Genomic DNA, 15532 nt, shown 5'->3' with positions numbered 1-15532 from the left:
GTTGTCTTCCGATGAGCCGGACCGTGCGCGCGTATGAGCGACGCTGGAGAGGTCACGTGCCCATCAGATCCCGTCCCCCCGTGTTTCACGCCATTCTTTTAGGGGCGGCCCGGCGCAGTCACCGGCCGCTGCGCGCGGCGGCCGTCGCGCTGCTCACCGGAGCGCTCGCCCTGGCCGCACCGGCCGGTGCCGGCACGGCCGCGGCAGTGCCCTTCCCCACCATGTCCGCAGCGTCCGTCGGGACATCAGGCGGCACATCAGGCGCAACGTCCGGCGGGACCTCCGACGGGACCGACTACACGAGGCTCGTCGACCCGTTCGTGTCGACCGCGGGCGACGACGGCAACGACCTGCCGGGCGCCCAGGCGCCGCACGGTCTGGCCAAGGTCAACCCGATGACCACGCCGAACCGCAACCACTCCGGGTACGACTACGACGAGGACCACATAGCCGGGTTCACCGCCACGGACCTCGACGGCGTCGGCGGCTCGGGAGGCGGTGGCGACCTGCTCGTCGTCCCGACCTCCGTCCGGTACGACAAGCGCCCCTCCCCCAGCACCTACGCCCACGCGTACGGCCACGACGACGAGACCGCGACGCCCGGGTCCTACCAGGTGGGGCTCGGTTCCGTCTCCGGAGCCGCTTCGTCGGTGACGCAGGACTCCGGCAGCGTCCAGGCCGAGGTGACCGCGACGACGCGCACGGCGCTGGAGCGGTACGACTTCCCCTCCGGGTCGGACCCCGAGCTCGTCCTGGACCTGGCGAACAACTTCACCAGCCGCACCCGTTCGACCCTGAAGGCGACGACGCTCCCGGACGGGACCACCTCGATCGGCGGGCTCATCGCCGGGTCGTTCAACGGCGCCTCGTACAAGCTGTATTACGCCGCCACCACGAACGTCCCCGTGACCTCCCTGAAGAGCTGGGGCAACGACGGCAGGCTGAGTGACGCATCCACGCAGGACGGGTCCGACACCGGCGCCGTCCTCGGGTTCGACCGGTCCGCCGGGGAGGACATCGAACTGCGCATCACGCTGTCGCCGATCAGCGCCGAACAGGCCGCGACCGACCAGCGGAACGAGGTGGGCGACCTCACCTTCGACCAGGCCCGCGAGCGGACCCGGGCGGACTGGAACCACGCGCTCGGCGCCGTCGACGTACGCGCCTCCGCGACGTCCGACCCCGGGTCGACGCTCACCCGGGAGTTCTACACGCACCTGTACCGCATGTACGCGCTGCCGGTGAACGCCACCAGCACCAGCGGGACGTACCGCGGCGTGGACGGAGCGGTGCACAAGGCGAACGGCTATACGTACTACGACGGTTGGTCCACCTGGGACGACTTCCGCAAGTACTCCGTCGAGGCGTACATCGACCCGACCACCTACCGGGACATGGTGCAGTCGCTCATCGAGCTCTTCGCCGACGCGCACACCGCAGGCAAGAGCCTCGGCAGCCTCACCCACTCGGTCCCGACCGTGCGTTGGGAGCGCTCGGCCGTCCTGGTCGCCGACGCGCTGTCCAAGGGCTACAAGAACTTCGACCGGCTCGACGAGGCCTACCCCGCGCTGATGTCGTACTCCGGGTACTACACGGGGGCGCAGCTGCGGCAGGGTTACGTCGCCGGTGATCCCGGTACGACCGTCCAGCGCGGCTACGACCAGTGGGCGCTCTCCGTCATCGCCGGCGCGCTCGGCAAGAAGGCGGACGCGCAGAAGCTGCGTACGCAGTCGACCATGGCGATCGACAACCTCGTGAAGTCCGGCGCCTGGACGGCCGGCGACGGCACCGAGGTCGGGCTGCTCACCCCGCGCGCCGCGAGCGGTGACTGGCAGAGCGCGGACTACGAGAAGTTCGAGGCGGCCGGCCTCTACCAGGGCACGCTCTGGCAGTACCACTGGTACGACGCGTACGACATGGGCGGCCTCATCAAGGCCATGGGCGGCGCGAAAGCGGGCAAGGCCGCCGTGGAGCACATGTTCGGCGAGGACTCCGGCGCCGACGACGGCTCGGCCATGCTGCACTCCAACGCCAACGAGATCGACCTCCAGGCCCCGTACCTCTTCAACTACGTCGGTGAGCCGGGCCTGACGCAGAAGTGGGTGCGGGCCGTCTACACGGGCACGACCTGGAACCGCTACATCGCGACGGGCTCCTCGAACGAAGTCCCCAGCTCCGGCGGCGAGTTCCGCCCGCCGGTCAAGACCCAGGTCTACAAGCTCTCCCCCCGGGGTTTCCTGCCGACCATGGACAATGACGCCGGCACCATGTCGACGATGTTCGTCGGCGCGGCCCTTGGCCTGTTCCCGGTGACCGCCGGTTCCAGCCAGTTCCAGATCGGCAGTCCGTTCTTCGACTCCACGACGATCCGCTACGCGAACGGCGCCCGGTTCACGGTGAAGGCCGAGGGTGTGTCGCCGAGCAACTACTACGTGCAGAGCGCGACCCTCAACGGTTCGCGGTTCGACAACACGTGGCTCGACTACTCGCAGATCGTCTCGGGCGGGACCCTGGACTTCACGATGGGCTCCAAGCCCTCCCGGTGGGGCGCGCACACCAAGCCCGCGTACTCGCTCGACACCGACTCGGGCGGCACCGGTGGCGGCACGGGAACGGACCGGGGCGACACCGTCGTCTCCGCGGCCCCGGGCTCGGTCGGCACCGGGTCGGACGGCGGCGTCGACGGCGCCCTGAAGCTCACCCTGTCCGGACCGGCGGAGTTCGCCGCCCGCAAGGGCACCAGCCTGACCAGGTCGGGGGCGGCGACCGTGACCGGCCTGCCGGGCGGGGTCACGGCGGACCTCCGCGTCAGCGGCTCGCGTACGGCGACGCTGTCGCTCACCGGCAGCGCGCGGGCCGACGCGCGCTTCGGCATCACCTTCCAGGACGCTGCCTTCGCCCACGGCGTGCGGGCCTCGACGGTGCACGGCACCGGGGTGTCCCCGACGGACCCGCTCGTCCTGTCCGCCGCCGCGGTGCATCGCGAGGCGCTCGGCGCACTCGTCGACCAGGCCGTGCTGGTGCGCGAAGGCAACTACTCCGACGGCTCGTGGAGTGTGTTCCGGTCGGCGCTCGACCGCGCGCGGACCGTCCTCGCGGACACCACTTCCGCGACGGGCACGATCATGGCCGCGGACGACGCGCTGCGGTCCGCCGTCGACGCGCTCACCATCGACGAGGGCGGCTTCGCCGTCCTCCAGGCCGAGGACCCCGACCAGAAGGAGGGCCCCGGCCTCGTGAGCGAGGCGTACTACTCGGACGGCGACCTCGGCGGCGTCACCGAGGGATCCTGGGAGCGCTTCACGAAGCTGGACTTCGGCGGGGTCGCCCCGCGCAGCGTCTCGGTCCGGTACGCCAACTCGCAGGCGGCGAACGCGAGACCGAGCAGCGTCGACATCCACGCCGGGGCGGCCGACGGTCCGCTCGTCGCCACCGTCCAGCTCCCCGGAACCGGCGGATGGCAGTACTACAGCACGGTGCGGGCGGCCGTCACCGACCCGGACGCCCTGCTGGGCGCGTCGAGCGCGACGTTCGTCTTCCACGCCCCGTCCGGGCAGCAGTGGGTGTCGAACTTCGACCGGTACCAGTTCTCTCCGTACGAGGTGTCCTCGTCCCCCTCGACCACGCTCGCCACGCTGACCGCGGCCGGCAGCACCGCGACCGGCGGCGGTTCACTCCCTCTCGACCTCGCGAACGGCATCTTCGAGAACACGACGAACGGGGCGTGGGCCGAGTGGAAGGACACCGACCTCCGCGACGGCGCCGACACGGTCACCGTCCGCTATGACAAGCCCCGGTCCCGTGCGGCGGCGGACTCGCACCTCGAACTGCGCCTCGGCTCGAAGGACGGGCCGAAGAGAGTCGACATCCCGCTCGACTACAGCGGATCGGGCTGGGGAACCGTCGCCACCACGACCGTCCAGCTCGATCCGGGCGTCTTCAGCGGCGTCCAGGACGTGTACGCCGCCTTCGTCTCCAGCACGCAGACGGCCTCCCAGCCCTACGTGGCCAACGTCTACTCACTGACACTGACTCAGGAAGACGGCGCCCCCGTGGCGTTCGATGCCACGGCGTTCCGCTCGCACAGCGGCGGCGGGCTCAAGAGCGAGCCGGTCGGCTGGAGCGGTTCGGGGTCCACCACCGACCTCGGCGGCACCTACGACGGGGCCTGGCTCGACTACGGGGACATCGGCTTCGGCGGCTCCCCGAAGAGCACCGTCACGATCACCTACGTCAACAACTCCGCCCGCTGCGGCACCGGTTCCGCCGTCCAGCTCTACCTGGACTCCTTCGACGCGGGCAGCCCCGGGACGCCGTACGCGACCGTACCGTTGCCCGTCACGGGAGCCGCGTGGTCCTCGGGAGGGACGACGAGCCTGACGCTGCCCGAGGCGATCACCGGCACGCACGGCGTCCACCTTCGGCTGGTGACGACCCCGGACGCCTCGCACCCGTACGTCGCGAACCTGGGCCGGATCACCTTCACCCACGTCGAGACGCCCGCCGTCACGGACAGGTCCGCCCTGCGCAAGGCGATCGACCGGTACGCGGGGCTCTCCGGCGACGCGGAGCGCTACGACACGATCGACTTCGGTGTGTACCGGCGCGAACTGGCCGCCGCGCGCACCCTCGCCGACGCCGACGCCGTGTCCCAGCTCGAAGTCGACACCCGGACCCGCGGCCTCACCCTCGCCGCCAAGCAGCTGATCCCGCTCCCGCGGCTGAGACTGGAGGACCTGGTCGCGACCGCGTCGGCCCTCGACGACGCCCGCTACACGGACACGTCGTGGACGGCCTTCACCGAGGCGCTCACCGAGGCGAGGACCGCGGTCGCGGACACCTCGGCCACGGACGAGACACTGACCGCGCGGTACGGCGCGCTCGACCACGCCCGGGCCGCGCTCACCACCAGGCCCAAGGCGGTACCGGCCGCGCCCGACGCCGTGTCGGCGCTCTCGTCCGGCACGAGCGTGACCGTCGCCTGGTCCGCGCCCGGGGACACCGGCGGCTCACCGGTCACCGGCTACGAGGTCACCCTCGACGACGGCCACCAGGTCGAGATCCACGATCCGGACAGCCGGCGCACGACGTTCACCCGGCTGCGGGCGGGCAGGTCGTACACGGCGCGCGTCCGCGCGGTGAACGCCGTCGGCACCTCGCGCCCGAGCCCGGCCACGGCACCCGTGGTGACCAGCGGCGGCAAGCCGCAGACGCCGGCCGTGACGGGAGTGATCACCGACGGCCGACAGGTCCGCGTGACCTGGCGGGCCGGCGGCGACGGCGGATTCCCGATCATCGGCTACACCGTGGCCCTCGACGACGGAACCACCGCACACGTTCCCGCCTCCACGGCCACCACGCTCCTCACGGCCGCCGGCAGGGCGAAGGCACACACGGCGACCGTCACCGCGGTCACCCTGGCCGGAACCTCCGCCGACAGTGCCGCGCCCGCCTCGGGAACCACAGCGGCCACGTCGGACTCCTCCGACCCGGCCTATGAGCCGTCCCCCTTCCCGGACGACGCACTGAACGCGGCCTACCCGTCGGACAGCTGGCCGACGACCGGCGACGGAAGCGACTACTTCGACGGCCTTCTCAGTGGTGCCGACGACCTGCGCACCGACATCCTCGGCGCCAACACCAAGGTGCCGAACGGCACTTCACCCACCACGGAGAACGACAGGACCGCCGTGGCCATCAACAACGCGGCCACACAGAAGGAGGTGGACCGCGCCGAGGTGGACGCGACGCACAGCGCCACCGTCACGCTGGCCGACGGACTCGGCTCCCGGCTCGGCCGGATCTACAGCGACGCCCTGAGCGGCGGCCGGCTGCCCAAGACGAGCGCTCTGTTCTCCCGGGTCACGAAGGGCCTCGACGAGGTCGACACGGCGAAGAACCACTACGGCTACCAACGCCCTTACGTGCGGCTCGGGTTCGTCGGCGCCGGCGGTGAGATCTACGAGTCGCAGGACGGCTCCTACGGCAGCCTCGCCACCAGCGGCTCGTACCCGAGCGGCCACACGTACGGCGGCTACGAAGCCGGGACCGTCCTCGCCACGCTCCTGCCGGAACTGGCACCGTCGATCCTCGCGCGCACCTCGGAGTACGGGGACAACCGCGTCGTCCTCGGATTCCACTACCCGCTGGACGTCATGGGCGGCCGCATCACCGGACAGGCCACCGTGGCACACCGGTGGGCGGACCCCGACTTCCGGAAGCTGCTGATGCAGGCCCACACCGAGATCGAGAACGTGCTGCTCGCGCAGTGCGGGACGGAGGGGTACGGGGACACGCTCGCGGCCTGCGCGGGCGACCCCTACTCCGGCCTGAGCACGACGCAGGACGTCGACCTGTACACACGGCGCCTCACCTACGGGTTCTCCCAGGTGGCGAAGGCGGGGCAGACGCTCAGGACGCCGGCCGACGCGGCGGCCCTGCTCATCACGGCCTTCCCGGACCTGACCACCGAGCAGCGCACTCAGGTCCTGGAACAGACCGCGACGGACTCCGGGTACCCGCTCGACCTCACCGCGGACGGCGGAGCGGGCTGGCAGCGGATCAACCTGGCGGCCGCGATGACGGCGCGCGTGGCCGTGGGCGCCGACGGTTCGGTCACGGTGACGAACTCCTCCGACGCCACCAGGGCGAGCGTCGCCGACGCCGACTCGATCACGGTGGGGGGCGTCGCGATCGACGGCTTCGATCCGGAGGTGTCCACGTATGTCGTCGACTGGCCGAGGAACAAGAGGATCCCGGCCGTCTCCGCCGTACCGGCCCGGTCCGGCGCCCGGGTGAGGGTCACTGTGGGCGGTTCGGTCCTGACGTCGGCCGGATCCCGGTTCACCACCCGCACCGTCCGGGTGACCTCGGCCAACGGTTCGGTCACCCGCACCTACACGGTCGGGTTCCGGCTCACCGCCCGGGACGACCGGCCGGCCGCGGCCGGCGGCGGTGACCGCGAAACCACAGGACCCGGATCGTGGTCCACCGGAGGCGGCGGAGCAGGATCCGCCGACGGCGCCCTGCTCTGGTCGCCGGAGGCGGAGTGGGCGGAGCGCGTGGGCGTCCCCGGGGCGAACGGCACGTCGTGACCGCCCGGCGAACCGTGCCCGGCACTGCCACGGCGCAGCCCCGCTGACGCTCGCCGGGCGGCGCCGAGGACGGACGGCCCCTCGGGAAGAACCCCCTGTTCTTCCCGAGGGGCCGTCCGCATACCTGCGCGGTCACGGGACAGGTGGCCCCTGGCCGTTCAGAAGCCGATGGCCTCGCGGAGCAGCAGGACGGTGCAACGCCCTGGGTGGGGTTCCGCGTTGAGGACGAGAAGGCGGTTGAGAGCGCTGGGCACCCCGTACACCTTCCTGGCGCGCTCGTCCTCCAGCGGGACGCAGTACTCGTCGACGCGGCGCAGGGCGGTGTCCAGGTCGGGCACCACCTTCTGCGCGCCGACCACCAGGATCACACGGGGCGCGGCGCCCGCGTAGGCGGGCAGTTGGCTTCCGCTGGCCGAGGCGGCGACGAGGGAGCCGGTCTCGGTGACGGCGGCGACACTGCCCACCACGACGTCGGGGCAGGCGAGCATCCGCCAGATCTCCGCCATCTGCGTCGCGCGGTCCATGGCCGTTCCGCGTTCTTTGACGGAGTCGTACCGTCCGCTGCTGTTGATGTCCTCGTCGATGCCGGACAGGCGGAGGGTCTCGCTGGCCACGGTGAACACCGTGGCGCCCTCGGGAACCAGGTCCTCGACGCGGGCGCGCGCCGCGGCGGCGTCGTCGAGGATCTCGACGTCGAAGTGCTTCTCCTTCAGTGCGGCGGCCACCCGCTCCAGTCGCTCGCCGGTCACCGGGGCGGTGAAGGGGGTCTCCGGGGTCTCCGGGCTCTCCGGTGTCGCCGGGGCCTCCGATGTCGCCGGGCTCTCCGGGTTCGAGGCAGTCATGATGTCTCCGGCCTTCCTGTCCGCTGGATGATGTGTCGGTCTCACCGCTTCGACAAGACAGCCCCGCGGAATGTGAGGCGCCGCTCCGGCCTCACATTCCGGCGCGCTGTTCTGTCGTACAGGTGAGAGCGGATGCGACCCGGTGAAAGCGGATGCGACCGAGGGAGTTGTCGACACCATGACCACCCGATCCGAGCCAGGACACGGCCGGCCCGATCCGGGCCTGGACGCGATCATGAGCGAGCGGCGTCACCTGATCAATCTCGCCTACCGGCTGCTGGGCTCCCTGACCGAGGCCGAGGACGCCGTCCAGGAGACGTACACCCGTTGGTACGCCATGTCCCGGCAGGAGCAGGACGCCATCGAGTCCCCCGGTGCCTGGCTGACGACGGTGGCCAGTCGCGTCTGCCTGAACGTGCTCGGCTCGGCACGGGCCCGGCGGGAGACGTACGTGGGCGAATGGATCCCCGAGCCGCTGCCCGGGCGCGCCGAGTGGATCAGCGGGCGGCCGGGCGGTGCGGCCGTCGACCCGGCCGATCGCGTCACCCTGGACGAGTCGGTCGGCCTGGCGTTCCTGGTCGTTCTCGAATCGATGACCCCGGCCGAGCGCGTGGCGTTCATCCTGCACGACGTCTTCTGCCACTCCTTCGCCGAAGTGGCCGGGATCGTCGGCCGTACGCCGGCCGCTTGCCGCCAGCTGGCCTCCTCGGCCCGCCGCCGTGTCCGGGCCGCGCGGCCTTCCGTCACGGCGGCGCCCCGGCGCACCGGCGTGGTCAGCGCCTTCAAGGAGGCGTGGGAGGCCAAGGACATCGACGCCCTCATCGGCCTGCTCGACCCGGACGCCGTCGCGACCGCCGACGGCGGCGGTCTCGCCCGGAGCTTCCTGGACCCCATCGAGGGCGGCGAGCGGATCGCGCACGCCTGGGCCGGGCTCGCGCACCGGAGGCCGGACGGCATGACGCTCCTGGAACGTACCGTCAACGGTCAGCCGGGCCTGGTGGCCCAGCAGGACGGTGTCATCGTGACGGTGCTGGCGTTCGAGGTCGTGGGCGACCGGATCAAACACATCTGGGTCGTACGCAACCCCGAGAAGCTGCGTCGCTGGACCACGGGCTGACTCGCCTCCCGCCCGCGACGCACGCGCGTCGCCCCGGTGCCGTCGGCCGGCCCCCCCCCGAGGCGGACCGGCCGACGGCCGCCGCTACGCCACGTGGAGGGTGTAGCGACCGGAGGTGTGCGCGGTGAGCCGCCAGCCACCGGGCCGTTCCGCCAGCCGGATGCCGGTGAGACCGCTGCCCTTGGCCTCGGGGCGGCCCCGGCCGGGAACCCACACGTCCAGCGTGCCCTCCCCGGAGCCGGTCAGCCGCAGATCCCGCTCGGTGAGCGAGGACCGCAGGGAGCTCAGATGGCCGGGAGCGCTGCGCGGGTACGCCTGGGACAGCGCCGTGGTCTCGAAGGCCGGGCTCGGCAGCGGCTTGCCGTCGGGGCAGGTGTACAACACGACGCCGCCGCCCGAGGTGGTGGCCTCGGGGTCGTTCTGCGGATCGCCGCAGGCCTTCTTCCACACCCAGATCGCCGAGCCCAGCATTTCGGTGTTCTGCCGTTCCAGGAATCGTTCGAACCGGGAGCGGAAGTCGCCGGGTTCCCCGAACCATCCCCACTCGCCCGACCACAGCGGCGCCCCGTACGCCCGGGCGGTGCGCTCGGCGGTGGCGTAGCCCTGCTCGATCGAGGTCAGGGTGATGCCCAGGCCCTGGTCCATGGTGATCGACTCGCTGTACAGGTGGGGCGAGAAGACGAGCTGCGGGTCGTCGGCGAACCCGACCGGCGGGGTGGTGTCGAAGCCGAGCCCCGACCACAGGATCGAGGGCTCGAAGAACACCAGGTGGTGGAAGCCGCCGGCCACCTTCGACTCCGCGGCCCGGATCGAGGTGATCGCCTGCTGGTAGAGGCGTCCGAGCAGGATCGAGGAGGTCACGCCCGGGGCGTCACCGGGGCCGGGCTCGTTGAGGAGGTCGTAGCCGGCGACCGCGGGGTCGTCCGCGAAGGTCTTGGCGAGGCGGCCCCACATACGGGCGAACTCGGCGCCGATGCCGTCGGTGTCGTTGTAGAGGTTGGTGAACGCCTGCTGCACATTGGGCGCCAGGTCGCGTCCGAGGAAGCCGCAGGCCTTGGCGCCGTCGGTGCGGGTCGCCCACTTCGGGGCGCCGTCGTTGCCGAACTCCGGTGAGGCGTTGGCCCTGCACCGTGTTCCCGGCGCCGCGCCGACGTACTTCGAGAAGGTGTCCTGGTGGATGTCCAGGACGGTGTGGATGCCGTGGGCGGCGGCCTGGTCGACCGCGGTGCGCACCCGCGCCAGATACGCCTCGTCGAAGACGCCCCGCTTCGGCTCCAGGGCCGACCAGGACAGGGCCAGACGCTGGACGTCGAACCCGTACCGTTCCATCCGGGCGTAGTCGGAGTCCTCCAGCGGCCACACCGTGGCCTTGGCCGGGTCGGGCTGTCCGTAGTCGATGAGCTGATTGACGTTCACGCCGCGGAGCAGCACCTGCCGCCCCTCGCTGTCTCCGATGACCGGGGCCTGTCCGTCGCGGCGCAGCACGCTCAGCGGCAGCAGCTCGTTCCGGTCGCGGCCCGCGGCCTGCGCCTGCGCGCCGACGGGGGCCACCGCCGGTCCCGGGGCCAGGGTGCCCGCGGCGAGCGCCAGTACGGCGGCCACCGCGACGGGTGGCGCCCACCGGACGGCCCAGGCGAGGCCGCCGCGCTCGGCCGAGGGCTCCGTCCGGCGCCGCCACGCCAGCTCCGCGACCCAGGGCACGCACACGACGCCCGCGCACACGCCCGCGGTCACACCCTCCGCGACCCGAACGAGCACGGACGCGACCGGGAACAGCGCCCCGCCGAAACCGTTCAGGCACCCGTCGAGAATCCACAGGGGGGCGAACCCGAGAACGCCCGCCGCGGTGAGAGTCGTCGCGATCGACCAGAGCGTCACCCCGGTACGGGCACGGGTCAGCCCGGGCGCCACCACGCGGCGCCAGAGCGCGACACCGGCGAACACCGCCGCGACGCCGGTGACCAGCGTCGCCGCCACGCGGCCGCCGGGTATCGGTCCCGCGGCCCAGGCGAACGCGCCGGTCCCCGCCTGGAGCGCGACGGCGGCACCGGCAGGCAGCCAGGCGAACCCGGCGACCGAGTCGAGACGGGCGCGCGATGCCCCCGCGGCACGCTCGGTGCGCCGGCCGCGCTCACCGGCCTCGGCGACCTCGACGGCCTTGCCACCTATGTCGGCCTTGGCACCCTCTTCGGCCTTGGCACCCTCTTCGGCTTTGCGAGCCTCGGCGCCCTCGCCGGCCTCGTTGCCCCTGTCACCCTCGCCGGCCTTGCGGCGCAGGCGCCACACGCCGATCCGGTACGCCGACGCCGTCAGGCCCGCGACCAGCGGCCCGAACACGGCGTACTTCGCGCCGGTCAGACCGCACTCGGCGAGCAGTGCCCCGACCGTCGGGAAGATGTGCAGCCCGGCCGGTCCGGCGATCGCCAGCAGCAGCACGCTGTAGGCCAGTTTGGCCAGGAACGCCACCAGGATCAGACTCGACCAGACGGCGCCGAAGACCCATCGTGCCCTCGCTCCGGGGGCCGCGGCGCGCACCAACCCGTGGACGGCCGCCGCGCCGCCTCCGATCAGCAGGGGCAGGAACACCACGGTGGCCCAGGCAGGGCTCGTGGCGTTGCCGGGTACGAAACCCGCGTCCAGCCAGTTCTCCGGAGCGAACAGTCCGGTCCCGTCGGCATAGCCGAGGGCGGCACAGAGCACCACGAGTACGACCGCGGTGGTGAGGGACGCGATGCGGGCAAGCCGACGGCCGCCGCGCTGATCATCGGCAAGGAGCATGGATGGAGAACATAGGGCAGTCCGAAGGTCGCACGGAAGGCCTGTGAGCAGGAATTTCTCCGGAACCGCGGGGCGCGGACGGGTCCGGACGGCGCGGTGACGCCGGGCTGCTCGACCGAGGTGTTCCGCCGGGAGCGATACGAAGATCCGAACTCCCGCCGTGGGCCTGGGAGTCATCGGACCGGGGCTCGTCCTTTCCCGGAGCCGATGCCTCGCGGGCGGCCCGCGCCGTCCGTCCGAACGTCGCATCACCCACGCCACCGCCGCTGGTCACGATTTGGCTGCGACGCTCGACGGGCGGGCCCCGTGCGCCGTCCGTCCGCCGGTTCTCGGCGTCCCCGCCAGGTCACGGGCGGGGACGCCGCCGGGCCACCTGCCCCGAACCGTCGCAGCGTCCAGGTCGGGGACAGCGGGTGGGGAGTCCCTCACCCGCCCCGTCGCGGTAGGTGTTCCAGTCGCTGGGGTATTTCAGCCGCGGGGGTGTTCCAGCCGCGGGGGGTGTCTCAGTCGAGACAGAACTCGTTGCCCTCGATGTCCTGCATCCCGATGCAGGACTCGTTCTTGTCATCGGCAAGGAGTGTTCGCACGTGTACCGCGCCGAGCGCGATCAGACGTGCGCATTCGGCCTCGAGGACGGCCAGCCGCTCATCACCCACGAGGCCGGTCCCGACCCGCACGTCGAGATGCACCCGGTTCTTGACGACCCTGCCCTCGGGAACGCGCTGGAAGTACAGGCGCGGGCCGACGCCGGTGGGATCGGCGCACGCGAACCAGGAGCCCTGCTCCTCCGGTGGCAGCGAGCGACCGTAGTCGTCCCACGTGGCGAACCCCGCCGGCGGCGGCGGTACGACGTAGCCCAACACCTCGCACCAAAAACGGGCGACGCGCTCGGGTTGCTCACAATCGAAGGTGACCTGGAACTGCTTGACGGAAGACATCGGCACACCGTAACAGGGCACATCGATGGCTCAAGTCCCGCCAGGAACCGACACGTTGACACGACGACGGGGCCAACTCACGGAGTTGTGTCCCCATTCCCTCCCGGAATTGTCCGTGATCCGTAACAGACGCATCCTCCGGCCCTCGCCGCTCGTCCTGCCAAGTGGTCGGAAGGCGGCCGAGGAACTGCGGGAGAGCGGGGCGGACATGGCACGGCACGGCAGCAGGCGGGGCTGGTACGGCAAGGTGGCCGGGGCGGCACTCGGGGTGACGTTGCTGGCCGCCGGCGCCTCGGTGTGGACCGCGCAGGCCGGTGCGGTGCGCGACACGACGCCCCGGCCGGCCGCGTCGGCCGAGCAGGCCGCGGTCAAGCCGGTGGCGGTGACCATCGTGCACGCCTCGGACAAGGGCGCGCGCGGGGTCAACATCACCATCGACGACGGTCCCGACCCGGTGTGGACCCCTCAAGTGCTGGACGTGCTGCGCGAGTACGGAGTGAAGGCCACCTTCTGCATGGTGGGGACCCAGGCGCAGGCCCATCCGGACCTCGTGAAGAAGGTGGTCGCGGCCGGACACCGGCTGTGCGACCACTCGGTGTCGCACGACACCACCATGGACGCCAAGTCCCAGGCCTACCAGTCGCAGCAGATACTCGACGCCGAACGCATGATCACCAAGGCGTCCGGGGGCGTACGGCCGATGTACTACCGGGCGCCCGGCGGGGCCTTCACCCCGTACAGCCGCAAGCTGGCCGCCACCCGGGGCATGCGGCCGCTGGGCTGGAACGTGGACTCCAAGGACTTCGAACGACCGGGCACGGACGCCGTCGTCGCCACCGTCGAGCGGGAACTGCCCAACGGACCGACGATCCTCTTCCACGACGCAGGGGGCGACCGCTCCCAGACCGTCGAGGCCCTGCGCCGGATCCTCCCCTGGCTGAAGGAGCAGGCCCACACCTTCGGCTTCCCGGTGCGCTGACCCGGGGCCGTGGAGGGTTGCACGACCTCCAGTTCGCCCGGACAGCCCCATTCACCCTCACCACTCAGGGCCCGGGGCCGGGGCCGGCCGTCATGGTCCGACCGGCCGCGGCCGGTCACCCACCCCGGCCATCACAGCAGCCGCCCGGAAGCCGTCGGCTTCCGGGCGGTCGAGTCGGTCAGGGGCGCGGCCGGGCCGTGCACGGCGGATCAGCCCCGCTGCGTCCCCGGCGGGAGGGCCAGGCCGGCGGGTGCGCCGGACCAGGCGTGCTCGGCCGCGGCGGGCGGGCCGGGCTGCCAGGCGTGCTCGGCCGCGGCGGGCGCCGAGGCCTTGAGGGGCGGCATCACCCGCTGCAGGTCGCTGCGAATCCGCTCGGCCTCACCTCGGACCTGCGCGGGGACGTCACCGCGCTCCGCGACGAGCTGGCGGTAGATCGGGGCTTCCTGGAACACGGACAACGCGTCCTTCCTCTCGGGGCCTCGCGCCGGACACGGAGGCGGTTGCCGAGTGTACGGGCCTCACGGCACCCTCCTGGCCGACACGGGACGCCTACGGCCCCACCGCACCCTTGGCGGGGCGTTCCCGAACGGTCCCGGGGCTGTTCCTCGCACCCCTTCCGCTCCCAACAGGCCGCACCGGAGCGCCCCTTCGGCCCCGCCCGATTTCTCCTCCGGCGGCGAATGTGCATCCGGCCACACCGGTGCCGGCACGAGCCCGATCCGGACCGTCACCGCGGGGGTGACGGTCCGGGTCCCGCGGGTGCTGTCGCGCGGATCACGGAACGCGTCAGCCCGTGTTCACGGCGCCGGTCAGGGCTTGGCCGAGTACACGACCCCGGCCAGGTTCCGGGCGGCGGAGCCCCAGACCTGGTCGTAGTACGAGGTGTCGCCGCCCAGGGTGTAGAGCAGATAGGCGGTGGTGACGCCCTGGGTGAGCTTCTGCTGTGCGGCGCGGGTGATCGATCCGCTGTCGCAGCCGATCCCCCAGCTGTCGACGAAGCCGCAGTGGAAGCCGCCGGTGATGACACGCAGTTGGGTGGGGGTGGGCTTCGCGTCGTACATCTTCTGCTGGTTGTCGGCGACCCCCGCGATGCCGTCCTGGCTGCCGCCCACGTACTGGGCGGGAATGCGCAGGGTGCCGGAGGCCGTGACCGCCGACGGGTTGGTCTCGGCGGCCGCCAGGGTGGAGACACTCTTGACCGCCGTGCTGCGGCTCGCGGCCAGCAGTGCGGCGCCGCCGCCCATGGAGTGTCCGGAGAGCCCGAGGCGGGCCGTGTCGACCGTGCCGGCGAAGCGGGAGCCGGTCGTGGCGTTCTGGGCGGTGAGCCAGGTCAGGGACGCGTTCAGATCGTCGGCGAAGTCCGAGTGGCTCGGGAAGAGGCCGCCCTGGGACTTCGGCGTGACGGTGATGAACCCCCAGGACGCGTAGTGCCGCAGCAGTGACTCGTATTTGGAGACGTCCTGGAAGAAGCCGTGCCCGAAGGCCAGGCCCGGGTGGGCTCCGGCGGCGACGGGCGCGTTGGCACCGGCGGTGGTGCCCGGGTACCAGACCCGCGCGCTGAAGGAACGGCCCGACGCCGACACGGTCACATCGGTGTACGCGACGGCTTGGGTACCGGGCGCCGAGGGGTCCGCCGCGGCGGCGGGCAGGGGCGCGGCCGCAGGTGCGGCGGCCGCGGCGGGGACGACGGCGAAGGCGGCCGCCGCGGTCAGCAGCAGCGCCGGCACGGCCCGTAACAGTCCACGGAACACGAGTTCACCTTCTCTTGTGGGGGGAAACATTGT

At 72.0% G+C, this 15532-nt stretch carries 8 protein-coding genes; 3 read left to right on the top strand and 5 right to left on the bottom strand.

Annotated features, from left to right (window positions below):
- The first annotated feature begins 11 nt into the window (after window positions 1–11).
- Window positions 12–7094, top strand: coding sequence for a glycoside hydrolase domain-containing protein (locus OG485_RS41085; RefSeq protein ID WP_443048876.1), 7083 nt, complete (start codon window positions 12–14; stop codon window positions 7092–7094).
- A 158-nt stretch (window positions 7095–7252) separates the two neighbouring features.
- Here the strand turns inward: OG485_RS41085 and OG485_RS41080 are convergent, their stop codons facing one another.
- Window positions 7253–7936, bottom strand: a complete 684-nt coding sequence (locus tag OG485_RS41080; RefSeq protein WP_328673955.1) for an LUD domain-containing protein — start codon at window positions 7934–7936, stop codon at window positions 7253–7255.
- Between the two features lie 178 nt (window positions 7937–8114).
- Between OG485_RS41080 and sigJ the strand changes: the two genes are divergently transcribed.
- A complete protein-coding gene (sigJ, locus tag OG485_RS41075; protein ID WP_328673954.1) occupies window positions 8115–9053 on the top strand; it encodes an RNA polymerase sigma factor SigJ in 939 nt (312 codons plus the stop codon).
- Between the two features lie 84 nt (window positions 9054–9137).
- On the opposite strand, the gene OG485_RS41070 is transcribed toward sigJ, so the two are convergent.
- Together OG485_RS41070 and OG485_RS41065 are read right to left on the bottom strand one after the other, a co-directional pair.
- Entirely contained in the window at window positions 9138–11831 is a 2694-nt protein-coding gene (locus OG485_RS41070) for a glycoside hydrolase family 5 protein (RefSeq protein WP_328673953.1), read from the bottom strand.
- Window positions 11832–12334: 503 nt separating this feature from the next.
- Window positions 12335–12769 carry a VOC family protein gene (locus OG485_RS41065; RefSeq protein ID WP_328673952.1) on the bottom strand — a complete coding sequence of 145 codons (435 nt, stop codon included), beginning with the start codon at window positions 12767–12769 and terminating at the stop codon, window positions 12335–12337.
- Between the two features lie 208 nt (window positions 12770–12977).
- Here OG485_RS41065 and OG485_RS41060 point away from each other — a divergent pair, with 208 nt between their 5' ends.
- Window positions 12978–13748 (top strand): polysaccharide deacetylase family protein, encoded by a 771-nt coding sequence (locus OG485_RS41060; protein ID WP_328674834.1) that lies wholly within the window; start codon window positions 12978–12980, stop codon window positions 13746–13748.
- 209 nt (window positions 13749–13957) lie between these two features.
- Here the strand turns inward: OG485_RS41060 and OG485_RS41055 are convergent, their stop codons facing one another.
- Both OG485_RS41055 and OG485_RS41050 read right to left on the bottom strand, forming a co-directional pair.
- Window positions 13958–14200 carry a hypothetical protein gene (locus OG485_RS41055; RefSeq protein WP_328673951.1) on the bottom strand — a complete coding sequence of 81 codons (243 nt, stop codon included), beginning with the start codon at window positions 14198–14200 and terminating at the stop codon, window positions 13958–13960.
- Between the two features lie 357 nt (window positions 14201–14557).
- Window positions 14558–15499, bottom strand: coding sequence for an alpha/beta hydrolase family protein (locus tag OG485_RS41050; protein WP_328673950.1), 942 nt, complete (start codon window positions 15497–15499; stop codon window positions 14558–14560).
- Between the last annotated feature and the right edge of the window lie 33 nt (window positions 15500–15532).

The sequence above is a fragment of the Streptomyces sp. NBC_00328 genome (genome assembly GCF_036139655.1).
Lineage (GTDB): Bacteria > Actinomycetota > Actinomycetes > Streptomycetales > Streptomycetaceae > Streptomyces.
This window is presented reverse-complemented; position numbering and strand designations above follow the sequence as displayed.